This is a genomic window from Faecalicatena orotica, assembly GCF_905197545.1.
In the GTDB taxonomy this organism is placed as follows: Bacteria; Bacillota; Clostridia; order Lachnospirales; family Lachnospiraceae; genus Faecalicatena_A; species Faecalicatena_A orotica.
This window is the reverse complement of sequence record NZ_CAJJZH010000023.1, coordinates 1-14805: the sequence shown is the minus strand read 5'-3', so window position 1 is coordinate 14805 and position 14805 is coordinate 1. Positions and strand designations below refer to the sequence as shown.

Here is a 14805-nt window from a genome sequence, read left to right as displayed (position 1 = left end):
TGTCCGACACAGAAAATCCTGTCTTACCATCCGCACTGTTGGCATATGCTATATGAAGATAAGGCGTCTTCCCATCTGCACCGGCCTTTCCGGGTGTCCCCTGAGCTCCATCTGCACCTTTAATCTTACTCCACGAATAGGCTTCAGGGTTTGTGCTGTCTGTCTCCACATTGTCAACATACATCCCAATATAAGTACGGTTACTGTCCGACACGGAAAAATCAGTCTTTCCATCCGCACTGTTGGCATATGCTATATGTGTATAACTGCTCTTACCGTCTGCACCCTTTGGCCCCTGAATTCCCTGGTCTCCTTTAGCACCCTGAAGTCCCTGAAGTCCGCGCTGTCCCTGATCGCCTTTATCGCCCTTGTCTCCATTGTCACCCTTTTCACCATATACTCCGGTAACTCTTGGTGTCGTGTTATCCTTCGTATCATCTGTGTAGATATATTCTTCATATATCCATAAAAACCGGTTTGTCTCTGTGATTGTCGGAATCGTCTTCTGCCATCCTGCGGTTGACGTTGTAATCCCGCTGTCCTTTGAAGAGACGAGATAATATGCGTTCCTCTCTTTGATTCCTTTACCCGGATCGCCCGTATCTCCTTTTACACCGATCTCTCCTTCAATTTTTTTCCATCTATAATCTCCCGGTTTGTCAGAGTCAGGCTGGTAGAAGTCTACATAAATACCTAGCCATCCTCCCGGTGTTTCTCCGCTGTTATCCGTAAATGTTTTCCCGCCGTCATTTGAATATTTGATATGTAAAAAAGAGGTATTCCCATCTTCACCATTTTCACCCGGTATCCCACGGGCGCCCTCGGGTCCCTGTGCCCCTTCGAGCCTCTGCCATTTATAATCCTTTGGATTGTCTGAATCAGCCTCCTGAAAATCGACATATGTCCCAATATACTTATCCGGAGTTTCTGTCATCTGGGATGCTGACGGATTTTCCACAGAACTATATTTGATATGAAAATAAGAAGACTTACCGGGGTCTCCAGAAGGACCTGGAATACCCTGATCCCCCTGTTCTCCTTTTTCTCCCTGTTCGCCTTTATCTCCCTTATCCCCTTTTTCACCGTCATAAATATTTGTGACAGTAACCTCAAAAGAACCACGTACCATACCGGCCCCATCAGTCACTTCATATCTGTATACTTCCTTGCCGGAAACATCAGCGGCTTTAACAATGATTGACTTTCCAGAAGATATCTCCTCCGCATTTTTCAGCCAGCGGATATTCAGATTTCCCGTTACATCCTTGCCGCCATCCATGACAAACGCTGTTAAGGTGGTTGTTCCTTCATTATTTTTGAAAATAATTCCATTGTCTGTAGTGATTGAACAAGTGTATACCTTATTTGCCTCGAACAGCTCATTCATCTTCTTAAGCAGCACCGGGTCTATCTCCGACTGCAGCTCTTTATAATTACTGAACGTAGTTTTATTCTGCCCTGGATCTGTAAAACTACGAGACTGCTCGGTAACTCTTGCCTGTAAATATAACTCCGGATTATACTCCTCATCAACAATTGTTACCGTGTCTCCGATATCCGTATCAAAGTACCCTTCCACCTCGTAACTTACCTGAGGGACGCAGTTCTTTTTTAATTCTGCCAGACCTTGGGCATACAGTGTATTTACATTGTCTGTATCATATTCCCAAATTTCAGCAATATACCTTTCATTTTCATTGGCCATGAGATTAGACGGAAATCGGTCCCTTGCCTGAACTGCGTAGATATTACCATTACCATGTGGACTAATATATTCAATATTACCTTCATTGTCATACTCAATCTTATCCAACGCTATTACTGTCAATCTATCCTTTCCATAAGGTCGAATCGCCGTATAAAGTTTAGTTATATCACTTGTTTTAGTAATACCAATCACATTTTTACCATACCGTAAAACAATATCTGTCCTATCCTTCCCCATCCCCTGCTCTTTATTTGAATGCTCATGATAAACGTTCATAACTATTTTAGATAAAGAGTAATCTGCATTAAGTTTCGGTACAAATTCTATTTCTGCCTCAAATATGCGGGCAATATTATTCATTCGTGCAAGTATTGTTTCCGTCTCTGTCCACTCACAAAGCATTGATTTGTCAGAAACTTCATTTATACCAAGAAGTATGGTACCCTCACTATTAAATAAGTTAAAGTACTCGGCAAATGTCATAGCTTTCGAAGCTTTATATGCCCCCTTTTGTTCATTCAAAAGTTCAAAGTTCAATGAATATGCCTCTACTTCAATTTCATTTTCGTCCCGAACTATGTGTACAATATTAAAATAATAATCTTTCAGGCCATATCGAAATGCCAATTTGTTTCCTTCTGTTAAATAATCTGAACCTTTGGCTTTGGCACAAGTCTTGAATGTATAGGTGGCTGCAGATCCATTAAGATACGTGTGAAGTTCATCTTCATAATAATGCAGCCCTGCATCCACTTCATTATCTAAAAAAATACAGACCTTATCATATGCATCCAATACTGCAATTCTTATCCTCTCCACTAAATATACGCCTCCCTTATTTTTGCGGTTATTATAGGTGCCGGTGTACTAAAATCTGAATAGTAATACTTTATTGTTGTTTTTCCAGGAGGTACACAAAAGTACCTACTCCCGATTATCTCGTCACCCATACTGATTATCCCATCTACATACACTGTTCCCGTATTACCGTCTACAAAAACTATGCTGCCCTCATTGTATCTATTGGGTATATCATGCCAATAGCTTACTCCTTCTTTTCTAATCCAAAAATTTGAAAAATACATCTTGGAAACAAGGTTTGAACTCCCCTGATTACCAATCTGCCCCAAAAAAATAGTTACAGACTTTGCTTGTACATTGGTTAGTTCCGGAACGCGAAATGAATAACTTTGTCCGTTAAAATAAAATTCAAATAAATCCTTGTTCTTTTTTATGTATATTTGTCCATTACTACTTGTTAATTTTGATGTATTATCTGGTACAAAATCTACCTTTTTCTTCTGAACACCTGCAATCTGGAACGCTGCTGCTGCTGTATTACTATTTGTATAACCTTTCCAAATATGTATAGATGCCAGATGCCTTCCATTTGTATCTCCAATTACAAATTCCAGTAATCCTATTTGCTTTGAATTTCCCGTCTCAAACCAAACTTTTGCCTGAGCACAGAAGTTATTTGCCCCCGACTCACCTTTTGAATCAACTGGCAATACCTGTGTTTTAGCCGCCCCATGCCAGCCACTCCCCATTCCCACATTATCCAGTGCCAACCAGTAATTGTTTCCTACCGGGCCGATTTTAAAGGAACCATTCATAGGAATTTTTTCTGTCAGAATACCCTGATTATTTGTCATAACTGACATTTCCTGTGGTGTTTTATGATTAATCAACATTTCTGATTTGTGTTTTATTTCCCCATCCACTTCGTCCGCATAACCAAGCTGTATCACCCCATGTTGACTCACAATCCCTATATAACCATTTTCATGCTTATGTTCAATTGTATAGCTGACCGGCACCGCCCGTGTCCCATTATTCACAATCACAGCCTCCAGCACCCCGTCCTGATTCACCGCTGCCGGAAATGTCTTCTCCACCACAGAATGTTTATACGGATCCGCACAGTATATATCAAATTTCCCTGTTACACTCAGCTGCCCCTCCGATACTTCGTCAACTGTACTCTTCGTACCAACAAAGTATTTGTCAGGCTCGTCATAAAAGACAAGCCTGGCCTCCTCCTGATTGAGAATCTGATTGAGTTTATTAAACTTCTCCCGGAATTCTTCCGGGGTATCTGACTTAAGCGCAAACGCAACAGTAATAACCCGCGGGATATTCCTCTTATACTGGAACTCAGTACCGTCTGAATTACCAATCTGACGGTCTTGTATTTCAGATTCCAGAAGTTCGCGCCCTGTAACATATAAGGTCCTATATCCCTGGATTTCATTTTCGATATATGTTCCATTTATACTCATTGCTTCAGCAGGAAGCTCTTCTTTATTATTGGCATGGTTAATTGTATCTACAAATTTATACATGTGTTCCTCCCTACCTAATGCCATTGATATATCTTCTTATCTTGGCATCACTTTCATTTTTTTCCTGTACATACCTTGCACTCCCATATCCTACTTCTTTTCCGTCCATAACGCTTGTGACCTCCGCATTAACATAAATTGCCGGATTATAAGTATAATCATTCTTTAAACTGCTTTGAGACATGCCAGAACTGTAATTTCCCATTATATCCGGCCCGGAAGCAACACTCGGAATAAAGACCATGTCTTCGCCGACTTGATAAATTCTTTGGAACATTGATTTAATTCCTATTGCAAACCCTTCACCTATATATGCTCCCAATTCCTTAAATGTACGGGAAGGACTTCCGATTTTAGCTTTTGCAATTACCGCTTCTTCTGCTGCGGCTGCAAGCTGTGCTGCTACCATTCTGACATACGCCAACGTTGACTCCATACCATTTGCCAGACCGATTCCGATATAGTAACCCAAGCTATACATTTGTCCGGGAACGGAACCCATTGCACTTACAATGGCGGCTGCACCGGCCATTGAAGCCGTTTTCGCCCTGATGCACCCGGTTTCAATTCCTCTTGCCAGACCTTCTCCTCCCAGCATACCGGCTGCTGTTAATTCTAATACCATGCTTTTTGCCACTGTGGTAAGCATCATAAATGATGCGATTACAAGTGTTATGTCCGGCGGTGTTAAAACGAAGTTGGAAAGAGTGTCCTGTATACTATATACTGCTGTACGCAGTATTTCTGCTGCCAATGACATCGTACTGACTCCCATACTGAAAGCTGTCATGACAATCGCTGCCGCTGTCAGATTTGTTATAATCCCACTCAGCCCGATTGCTGCTTCCTGAAGCCCTGCTCCTTTTGTAGCTATCTCTCCCAAACCTAAAGCTACAGCTCCAAGTGACTTAGCTATATCAATCAGGGATAACTCCGCTATCAGCCCGATTCCGACAGCAACCGCTTTAAAACCTTCTCCAGCATTTCTGGCTGAGTTTCCGACACTTTCTATCACCCCTGCAATAGAATCCAGTACCTCTGAAAATCCACCGCTTATTGCTTCGATTACTCCCGATATACTATCGATTATACTGGTAAAACCATCACTAATCGAATCAATCACCCCGGTTATGATCTCTCCGGCCGTAGTCATGATATTACATAAAGTATCTCCCACAGTTGCTGCTATAATACTTACAGCGACTGCAATTGCAACTGCCAGCTGTGAAAATGTGTCCCCCAGCTGCTGTATAATTGGCGGGAGCAGACCAATCGTATCACCGGCAAGAGCCATAGCTGCCCCGACGGCAAGTATTATGACCCCTATTGCAATCATACCCGGTATAGCCGCGTTAAGCGCGCTGCCTAATGTTCCGAATATCACAGCCAGCCCCCCGATAACAATTCCGAATACGCCCATTGCTACGGCACCTTCCTGCCCTGTTTGCGCAAGTGGCACCATCGCAAGTGCCATAACAGAAATGGCCGCTGCAAACACAGCAATGCCAAGTGCACTCTGCTGCAGTTTCTGCCCCATCGTACCTAATATAATTCCCAGTCCGCCAACAACAACTCCAAATGCAAGCAATGGCGGTACAGCTGTTGACCCGAGCGATGCCAATGGCACAAGTGCAAGAGCAAGTACAGCCAATGACCCTGCAACAAGCGCGATCCCCGCACCCATTTTAAGAAATGCATCGGATACTGCATTGAGCCTTGCAGGCGTTGTCTTAACATTTTTAAGAAGCGACATCATTCCAAAAACAAGAGCTATTACTGTTCCTGCCATAACTGCCATGATGCCTATTGCCGTACCTCCGGAATTTGAAAGCCTGATTGACGCCTCCGCTAATAACAAGAATCCTCCGGCTATTAGTGCAACTCCGGCCCCAATCATCATAAAAGATTTGGCTGAAGAACTTATTTTATCAGAACTTTTCTGACTCGATTTTCCGACTTCCTCCTGTCCTTTTGCAACTTTGAAAAGCTTAGGTGCAATCTTACTCAATCCCAGTTTTGCAAATTTCGCTATAGCTCCCGTAAATCCTCCTACTAATGTAATGAGTGCCGTAAGTATCTTAAACCCTTTATATGCAACAAGAAGTTTCGGGATATTTACAATTACTTTTGCTACAGCATCGGCATGTTCCTCCAAAAACTTTGCAAAAGTTTTAAGCACATCTTTTCCTGCGTTTACTGCATCCCAGAATGTCAATATATTTTTTGTATCATTTAGAGGTGCTGTTAATTTACTGATCGAATCCCCGATAGCACTAAATGCCGAACCGAACAGATCCTTTAGTTCAATAAATGCATTTTTCAATATATCAAAATATGGTTTAGCCCGTTCCGCTAATGATGAAAGGTCAAACCCCCCAATAATTTCAGAAACCCTGCCAAGTACACTCTCAACCGTATCTCCAAATATTTTGATAGACTCCTTCATCGTTGGAAATCCATTTTTTTCTAACATATTGTCAATTGAATTAATGATTCCCTGTGTTCCTCTGGTTACTGCTTCCTTCATGCTGTCAAATGTACCATTCCAGCTTGTTCCTGCCTCTTTTGCCGCACCTGCAACCTTCTGGACACCGTTAGTTCCCTCCATCATTGCAGATTCAACAGTATTAAGAAATTCTTCCGCACCGATCCTTCCACTTGACAGGTCTTCCCGTACAGATGCCGAATCCCTTCCTACTGCCTTTGCATACATACCGACAGCATCAATGCCAACATTAAAAAGCCTGTTTAACTGGTCCATCTCCACAGTACCTTTTGCGCGCATATTTCCTATCGCATCCGTCACCTCTGAGAGCTGGCCGCTTGTACCTTTTCCGTAATATGCCACTGCATCTGACCATGCCCCTACAGACTTTGCGGCTGCGCCAACTTCCATACCGCGGGAAATAAAATTCTGTGTTGCTTTTGCCGCTGTATCTAAACCATAAGCGGTCCCTTTTGTAATTCCCTTTAAACTGTTCAATGCACTTCCTGCCGCATCTGTACTGCCTGTAATTGCGGTTATATTCCTATAGAACTGATCTATTGCATCCTGTTGGTTAAATGCGGAAGGTATTGATTTTTTAAGAAGGTTCGCGCCCGCATCCATTGCCTTAAATACGCCAATTCCGGTAGAAATTTTCATAATCGTATTTTTTACTGATGCTGCTTCGCTCTTTAATATTTTGAGGCTTTCCGTAGTACTCTTCATAATTTCTGAGTACTCTTTATCATTGATACCTAATACTGACTTTACACTATAACTTACCATTCTTCCTCCTTTCCAGATATTCTATGTACCTTCCGGCTTTACTTGATACAGGTCTGTTAAGGGCTGGTTTCCCACTGGCCTCTTTGACCCTTTTTTCATAATCGAAAAAGCTGTCAAACTTTTTATACACTGGCTCTGATTTTCCTCTGCCCTTTCTTCTTTCTGCTTTTACCTCCCGATTAACCCACGCCTGAAGATGAATCCAGTATTCATGGTCTGCCATTTGCAGACGGAATGCTTTCATTCTGATTCCATATTCATAAAGGGTCATGCGGTCAATCACTTCTATGTCATTCAGATCAAGAAAGCGGAGACAGTTTATAACAATATCCTCATATGTTTCTTCAGATGACTGGTCTACTTCTGTCCTTGCTTCGACAGCTCTTTCTCCATCTGCGTCATCTTTAACCTGGTAGCATTTCCCTTTTTTAGTTCACTGATCACCTCGTCAAACAGTGCTTCGATGTTCTCGCAACTCTCAACATACTCATCTACTTCATTTACAGTCGGCCTTGCCTTCTGTGTACAGGTTCCTGTATAGAGCACCTCTGACAGGGCAACTGTATCGTATGTAAACAGCATCGGAACCTTAAGCTCTAACCCTGCCCCAAACTTAGCCCCTTCCTTCATGAAATAATTCGCCTTATCCAATTCACGGATAAACTTAATTCCAAAATGAACCTCAAACTCTTTATCTTTAATATTTAAAATCATATATATATCCTCCATTTTCATATATCAGCCATTTGTCTTTTCTGCTGAGTAATTATTTTCTTAATCACGTTAAAATATCTTATCTCCTGCAAAGTTCCCGTCTGCAGAAGACGCACCGCGGCATCCGTAACTTATGCCGCAGTAAGCGTCCTGCCGGTCAGTATTTTTCATCCTATAGTTGAACTATTCTATAAGAATAAAAGAGAGTGGTTATACCTTCATCCTAGACTCCTGATCCTGTTTTCTGGGTATCCGCAAATACATAGTCTGCAATTTCCTGCTGTTCAACAGAAACGGTCACACTTCCACGTTTTCCACTTCCATTAATACCGAATGTAAGCGAGCATTCCGTAAAATCCTCAGCAGAAGAAGTCTTTTCAAATTCTGTCAGGTATCCCTGGAAATACATCCCCTTGAATTTGTTATCCCCTGACTCCGCAGGCTCTGCGAGATTTGCCTCCCAGATTTCTATAATCTCATCTGAATCCATAGCATCTTCCAGTTTTTCAATCATCACATCCCCTTTTGACAGAATGCTTGTTGCTGTAATTTCGACTTCTGCTGTACCCGGTGTTCTGATTGAACCGTCCTTCGTTGCAATTGAATCGGCATCTTTACTCTTTGTCCTGCCATTTTCCGTTGTAAACGCAATAAGTGTTCCGTCAGTTGTCGCTGCATCTTTTTTAATTCTGTACAAATAAACAATTTTCTTTCCCTGAATAGCTTCTGCAAATAACTGTAATCCCATTTTCTTCATAATTTTCTCCTTATATTTCATACTTTAAATTTTCCCTGCATCTGCAAAGTGCAGTGCAATTGTCCTGTTCTCCAACATAGTTATGCCGGAATTGTTCAATCTTAATGTTACCTGATAGTTCTTCTGACATCTAACATCCTAATATTCGAGAGTTATGCATATTTTCCCAACCCTCTGCTGCCTGTCGGCCTGATACTCTGTATCCTCTTTCTCCGCCAGTGCCTCCCACTTCTTTCTCGCATGGTTAACCGCCGTCTGTGTTGCCTTCTGTACCCTTCGGTCAAACTCTGCCTGATTTTCTCTCTGTCTTAGAAAATTATCAAATGCCTTTGACCTCTCCTTTTCATCCATTCCAGTTTCTGCCTCCACTCCGCCGTCCCGTCTATGAGATCCGCCGTTTCTTTCGGCAAATAACTGTAAGTTTGTCCTTGGAATTTTCCAACACTCCTCATGATTTTTATACCACATGGTTACATCCTCTTTTCTTTCTGCCCCAGTCCATCCAACGTCCAGACCATTGCATGTATTGTAGTTTAACGACATTTCGGTCACAACAGGTTACACAACCCGGACAAAATCCGGATATTCATCAGCAATCAAAGAGATGCCGATGATAAAGGAATCTTTCATAATTATCGCTTTCTCTGATAGATTCCCGTATTTTATATCAACCCTGCCGGGCGATATTTCGTACTGAATACTGTCTACTGTCAGGTCCTCAATAGATTTGATGAATGTCTGCGTCAATGCAGATACACCGGCACATACAATGTCTTTCCCTGCCTGTGCATAACCTGCATGCCCCTTTACCGTAATCCTGTCCTTCATGACCGTTACTTTAATCAAAACTGCCTCCTCTTATTTCCCCCTAAAGCTGTACATATACTATCCGCCTTCAGTTATCTCCAGTGTCCACATTGCATTCTACTGATATAAGTAGCATTTATGCAACAACGTGATCAAAAAAAATTTCCACCGCCTCTTCTCTGCTCAAGGGAACTGCCTGTACAATTTTATGTATCTCACCTATCGTCAGTTTATTCCCATTATCCTTCAGCTTTCTGTAAAGTGTACTCCTGTTCATCCCTGCTGAATCTGCAACCGCCTCCAGAGTTGTACCTCTCTCCACAATTTTAGCCTTCAGCTTTACCACATTTACAACCAAATCCGGCAATCTATCACTCTCCCTTGTTGTCAGTATTTTTAGTAGCGTTTATGCAACTCATGTCATTATACTACCTTACTCAGGCAAATAAGTCAATAGTAAAATAGCATTTACGCGATTAATATGTTGCGTTTTTGCATCTTACATGCTATATTATATTCAGGAGGTGTATACACAATGTCCGATACAGGCGAGAGAATCAAACAAAGAAGAAAAGAAATGGGACTGACGGCGGACGTCCTTGCAGAGAAGCTAGGCGTGTCCCGCTCTACAATTTTCCGTTATGAAAAAGGGGATATTGATAAGATCCCCGCTGAATCATTATCAATTATAGCCGCTGCATTAAACACAACCCCTGCCTATCTCATGGGTTGGAAAGATGACGGTCAGCAGTTCTTTCATGGAATATCTGTTTTCCCTACAGTAGAAAAGACGAATCCCATTCCAGAGGGCAGCTATGAAGATCTGGTTATAACCGAGATGGAAAAAATGAATTCGAAGGGGAAGATAAGACTACTCGATACAGCCCGGGAGATGACATGCAACCCGCTGTATAATGATAACTATGAATTAGAAGTCAGGGCAGCCCATACAAGGACTGATATCGAAGTAACGAAAGATATGATAAAGCATGATGATAATATCATGGATGATGAAAATTTTTAAAAGTCCCGTTTAAAGGACAGGCTATATGTTATATTTAATTTGGAGGTGTTGACTAATGAACAACTACGAAACACTTTTAGACGAGGCCTGTGAAAACGGTTTAACTGTAAAAGAAAAGCCCCTCATATCCAGCAACGGACGTATAAAAGGAAAAAAGATTGCAATCCGTAAGGATATTGACACAGACGCTGAAAAAGCCTGCACACTTGCTGAAGAACTTGGTCACTATCATACGACCGTGGGAGACATTATGGATATGTCAGACGCCTGGAACCGCAAACAGGAACGGCAGGCAAGACTGGATGGCTATAACAGGCTGATTGGTTTAAAGGGGCTGATCAGCGCATTCGAACACGGATACAGAAACTGGCATGACACAGCCCAGTATCTGGATGTAACAGAAGAATATCTACGGGAATGTATTGATTGCTACCGCGATAAATACGGAATGATAACCACGGTGGATAACTACTGGATCATGTTCATCCCACATTTTGGGATAGGCCGAATCGTTTAAAGGAACTCTGAGTATTATCGAACAAAATGTGGTGTTTTCTCTGATAATTTTTCTGCCATACATACTTTCTGTCAGTTCGGGACATTCTATACCGAGGTGATTTTATGGCATCTTACGTGGCTCCCGAATTAAGGGACAAATTTGAATCTTTACCAATCAATTTGAAAAACTGTATCCTCGAGAAAAATGTCCAGTTAAAGACAATTCATGATTTGATTCGTGTTCTCGAAGATATAGTAGCGGAAGGAGAAGCAGAGTAATCTGCTTCTTTTTCTTCTTCCCGCCGTATTCCTGCCTTTACAAGTTTTCATTAAGGTAATCCTCAATTTCATTCAAACATTCCTCAATATCCTCGTTAGAAAACCGCCTCTCTATCCCAGCCGCCTTAATATGCTCCTCCGAAAAATCTTCCTGGTCGGCTAAAAACCTGCGGCACATCTCCGCATACTTCGGTTCATTCTGCTGCATTTCCCTGTCAAGCGCCCTTTTCAGCCTCAGCCCGTCTTCCACTTCTACATAGACCGGCAACAGTTTATCCCGCCCAAAATAGCGGCTCATCGCCTCAAAAGACTGTAATGTCCCTATTACAATATAATCTTCTTTCTCCAGGTCAATCTGCCCGTCGTCCGCCGTAAAATATTTCCAGATTCCGCACTTGGTATTATATGCCCGGACTTCAATGACACAGCCCTTATCCTCCAGCGCCTTCAGCCCGGATTCATCTGTAAAATGATATTCTACCCCATCCGTTTCGCCCTCACGGATTGGCCGCGTGGTATACAATGTAATCGTCCGGAACTCAGGGCGCCTTTCCTTTAATCTTTTAAAAATGGTATCCTTGCCGGATGAACTTTTTCCCATGATATAGCAAATCTTACTCATTTCCCAATACCTCTATTTTTCCTTCTTTTTCGGGTCCCTCAACCGAAAACCCCATCTTTTCATATGCACTAAGCTGTGAGACTGCCTCCGCCGTAATCTCTTCCCCGGGCACAATCAGTGGAATACCTGGAGGATAGATATATGCATACTCGGCAGAAACAAAACCCTCAGATGACTCCCATGACTTATATTCCGATGCGGACACCTTGTTTTTCATTATCATCCCCGTCTCTGCACTTGTATACACCTGTTTCAGCCGGGGAAGCGAAAAATGTATCTGCTGCTTTTTCTTTACACTACTTCTTTCGGATGCGATCCGTGCATCTATCTCTTCCAGCGCCTCCACAAGTCTCTCCATGCCTTCCGCAGTATCTCCGACAGAAGTCATCGCAAGCACATAGGAACCGGCAGTCATTTCCATCTGCAAATGATATTGGTTCAATAATACCTCATACAGCCCTCTGCTCGTAATGTCTGTACCTTTCACAGAAATCACGATTTTCGACCTGTCGAAACTGTCCGTCTCAATCAGTTTTAAATTTTTCATCCTGCTCAGCCTTGCTCTCACCTTTTCCAGTAATTCCACATAGGTCTGAAAACATCTGGTGCTGCCATTATCCAGCATTCTAATACATTCATCCATCCCCGCCATAAGTACATAGGACGGGCTACTTGTCTGAAGCATATGCAGATAGCGTTTAATTTCCCTCCTGTCCACAAAGCTGCCATTGAGATGTATCAAAGCCGTCTGAGTAAGCGATGGGAGCGTCTTGTGCAGACTGTGTATCACAACATCCGCCCCCAGTATATTAGAATTTTGGGGGAAATATGGATGCATGCCGAAATGAGCGCCGTGAGCTTCATCTACAATCAGTGGAATTCCTTTCCTATGCACGGCCTCTGCAATCGCCCCCACATCTGAGACAACACCGTCATATGTGGGAGACGTAATCACAACCGCCCTGATGTCATTGTGCTGTTCCAGAGTCCTCGTAACCTCTGCCGGATTAATGTGCCCATTCAGTTCAATATCGCTGTAAAACTCAGGATAAATATATACCGGCTTCAATTCATTCATATATATGGCATGATAAACCGACCGGTGGCAATTTCTGGAACACAGTATCTTATCCCCTTTTGCAGTACATCCCATAACAGCACTTAGTATTCCCGAAGTACTGCCATTAATCAAATAAAAAGTTTCATCCGCATGATAAACAGATGCCGCCCGCTTTTGAGCCTGCAGCAAAATCCCATCTGCATGGTGAAGATCGTCAAAGCCGTCAATCTCCGTAATATCAAGACCATAAGGCAGATCACATCCTGTCAGATCCCCATTCCTCTTATGACCGGGCATATGAAAAGCATAATAGTCTGAATTTCTATATTTTATTAACTTATCATATAAGTATTCCATCATTACAACTCCCTTTTAAAATAAAACCTGTTTCATCAGGACTCCTTCTATGGTAACATAAATAACAAGTATATCTCAATATTTTATTCGATATTATAGTTGTATTGCAGTATCAATAAGCAAACCGTGGCAAAGGAGGATTTCTATGAAAGTTATTTACGAAGAAACTCTAAAAAATTATATGGAAAAAAGATCTATAGAAACCATAATCATTGAAGCCTATACTGGCAGATCCTGAACAGGCGTGCCCGAGCTGTCAGCAAGGTTTGCTGACTCAAAGACTGCCGAGAGAACCAAAAAGAAAAACTGCCGGGTAATAAAAGGGGAGATTGGAGAAATACTCATTCTTACACCGGGACTGAAATATGACAAAACCATAACTCTGCATCTCAACAATTTTCTTGGTATAAAAAATATAGAAGTTGATGGAATCAAGCCTTGATTGTGACATAAAAAAAGTACCGCAAACCCTAGTAAATACAGAGTTTACGGTACTTTTTCCAGATGAGCGTGCGGGGATTCGAACCCCGGACAACTTGATTAAAAGTCAAGTGCTCTACCACCTGAGCTACACGCCCCTAATTATAGACTATCTTTCTTTTGGCAAAGAAAATGCCCAGAGCCGGAATCGAACCAGCGACACGAGGATTTTCAGTCCTCTGCTCTACCAACTGAGCTATCTGGGCATTAGACTTAAAAAGTCTGAGTTGCGGGGGCAGGATTTGAACCTACGACCTTCGGGTTATGAGCCCGACGAGCTTCCAGACTGCTCCACCCCGCGTTATTAAATTTTAATTATCTCGGTTGAGATAAAGCCGATGATCGGACTCGAACCGATAACCTGCTGATTACAAATCAGCTGCTCTGCCAATTGAGCCACATCGGCATTATAACTATTGTGCCAAACCATTTCGGCTAATTGGCTTTAAAGGAAAATCCTTTAAGTGGATGGAGAAGGATTCGAACCTTCGAAGGCGTTGCCAACAGATTTACAGTCTGCCCCCTTTGGCCACTCGGGAATCCATCCATTTTGTAAGTGGGACCTATAGGGCTCGAACCTATGACCCTCTGCTTGTAAGGCAGATGCTCTCCCAGCTGAGCTAAGATCCCACATCATTTTGTTTCACACTATTTAATTAGTATGATAATGCAATTCCACGAAGCTTGATTAAATCTTACTCTGTGATACTGCAACGACCCAGAAGAGACTCGAACTCTCGACCTCCGCCGTGACAGGGCGGCGCTCTAACCAACTGAGCCACTGGGCCTTATGAAGATATATACCTTCAAAACCACATACAAAGAATCTTTCCATCCACTTCCTATCACCCTGTTTGGTTATGCCCTCGACCTATTAGTAACA

Annotated in this window: 13 protein-coding genes and 7 tRNA genes; 2 read left to right on the top strand and 18 right to left on the bottom strand. The window is 42.4% G+C overall.

The window, feature by feature from the left end; translation table 11 throughout:
• The 9 genes from ABIN22_RS23110 to ABIN22_RS23070 all read right to left on the bottom strand — a co-directional run.
• The coding region (locus ABIN22_RS23110; protein WP_346911559.1) for a phage tail spike protein at positions 1–2527 on the bottom strand (2527 nt) is incomplete at its 3' end.
• Positions 2527–4077: a distal tail protein Dit gene (locus ABIN22_RS23105; RefSeq protein WP_346911557.1), complete on the bottom strand. Its 1551-nt coding sequence runs from the start codon at positions 4075–4077 to the stop codon at positions 2527–2529. The genes ABIN22_RS23110 and ABIN22_RS23105, both read right to left, overlap by 1 nt.
• Positions 4064–7324, bottom strand: coding sequence for a tape measure protein (locus ABIN22_RS23100; RefSeq protein WP_346911555.1), 3261 nt, complete (start codon positions 7322–7324; stop codon positions 4064–4066). The genes ABIN22_RS23105 and ABIN22_RS23100 overlap by 14 nt, the downstream gene beginning before the upstream one ends.
• A complete protein-coding gene (locus ABIN22_RS23095) occupies positions 7311–7547 on the bottom strand; it encodes a hypothetical protein (RefSeq protein ID WP_346911553.1) in 237 nt (78 codons plus the stop codon). Before ABIN22_RS23095 ends, ABIN22_RS23100 begins: the two co-directional genes overlap by 14 nt.
• Before the next feature lie 134 nt (positions 7548–7681).
• A complete protein-coding gene (locus ABIN22_RS23090) occupies positions 7682–8038 on the bottom strand; it encodes a tail assembly chaperone (protein WP_346911551.1) in 357 nt (118 codons plus the stop codon).
• Between the two features lie 223 nt (positions 8039–8261).
• Positions 8262–8795, bottom strand: coding sequence for a phage major tail protein, TP901-1 family (locus ABIN22_RS23085; protein WP_118622014.1), 534 nt, complete (start codon positions 8793–8795; stop codon positions 8262–8264).
• 138 nt (positions 8796–8933) lie between these two features.
• Positions 8934–9347, bottom strand: coding sequence for a hypothetical protein (locus tag ABIN22_RS23080; protein WP_346911549.1), 414 nt, complete (start codon positions 9345–9347; stop codon positions 8934–8936).
• A gap of 6 nt (positions 9348–9353) precedes the next feature.
• Complete coding sequence (locus tag ABIN22_RS23075; protein WP_118622006.1) at positions 9354–9641, bottom strand: ribosomal-processing cysteine protease Prp; 288 nt, start codon at positions 9639–9641, stop codon at positions 9354–9356.
• 97 nt (positions 9642–9738) lie between these two features.
• Entirely contained in the window at positions 9739–9969 is a 231-nt protein-coding gene (locus ABIN22_RS23070; protein WP_243099447.1) for a helix-turn-helix domain-containing protein, read from the bottom strand.
• A 168-nt stretch (positions 9970–10137) separates the two neighbouring features.
• Between ABIN22_RS23070 and ABIN22_RS23065 the strand changes: the two genes are divergently transcribed.
• Both ABIN22_RS23065 and ABIN22_RS23060 read left to right on the top strand, forming a co-directional pair.
• Entirely contained in the window at positions 10138–10626 is a 489-nt protein-coding gene (locus ABIN22_RS23065) for a helix-turn-helix domain-containing protein (RefSeq protein ID WP_346911546.1), read from the top strand.
• A 55-nt stretch (positions 10627–10681) separates the two neighbouring features.
• Positions 10682–11143, top strand: a complete 462-nt coding sequence (locus ABIN22_RS23060; RefSeq protein ID WP_109733894.1) for an ImmA/IrrE family metallo-endopeptidase — start codon at positions 10682–10684, stop codon at positions 11141–11143.
• A 297-nt stretch (positions 11144–11440) separates the two neighbouring features.
• Here ABIN22_RS23060 and ABIN22_RS23055 read toward each other — a convergent pair whose 3' ends face one another.
• The 9 genes from ABIN22_RS23055 to ABIN22_RS23015 all read right to left on the bottom strand — a co-directional run bounded on the left by ABIN22_RS23055 (position 11441) and on the right by ABIN22_RS23015 (position 14710).
• Entirely contained in the window at positions 11441–12025 is a 585-nt protein-coding gene (locus ABIN22_RS23055) for a nucleoside/nucleotide kinase family protein (RefSeq protein WP_346911544.1), read from the bottom strand.
• On the bottom strand, positions 12018–13442 hold the full coding sequence (locus ABIN22_RS23050; RefSeq protein ID WP_346911561.1) for an aminotransferase class I/II-fold pyridoxal phosphate-dependent enzyme: 1425 nt from the start codon (positions 13440–13442) through the stop codon (positions 12018–12020). Before ABIN22_RS23050 ends, ABIN22_RS23055 begins: the two co-directional genes overlap by 8 nt.
• A 505-nt stretch (positions 13443–13947) precedes the next feature.
• Positions 13948–14020 (bottom strand) — tRNA-Lys (locus ABIN22_RS23045).
• Positions 14021–14055: 35 nt separating this feature from the next.
• Positions 14056–14128: transfer RNA gene (locus ABIN22_RS23040), tRNA-Phe, on the bottom strand.
• 21 nt (positions 14129–14149) lie between these two features.
• Positions 14150–14223, bottom strand: a tRNA-Met gene (locus ABIN22_RS23035).
• 32 nt (positions 14224–14255) lie between these two features.
• Positions 14256–14328, bottom strand: a tRNA-Thr gene (locus ABIN22_RS23030).
• A 59-nt stretch (positions 14329–14387) separates the two neighbouring features.
• Positions 14388–14469 (bottom strand) — tRNA-Tyr (locus ABIN22_RS23025).
• Between the two features lie 10 nt (positions 14470–14479).
• Positions 14480–14552 (bottom strand) — tRNA-Val (locus ABIN22_RS23020).
• 84 nt (positions 14553–14636) lie between these two features.
• Positions 14637–14710 (bottom strand) — tRNA-Asp (locus ABIN22_RS23015).
• Positions 14711–14805: the final 95 nt, after the last annotated feature.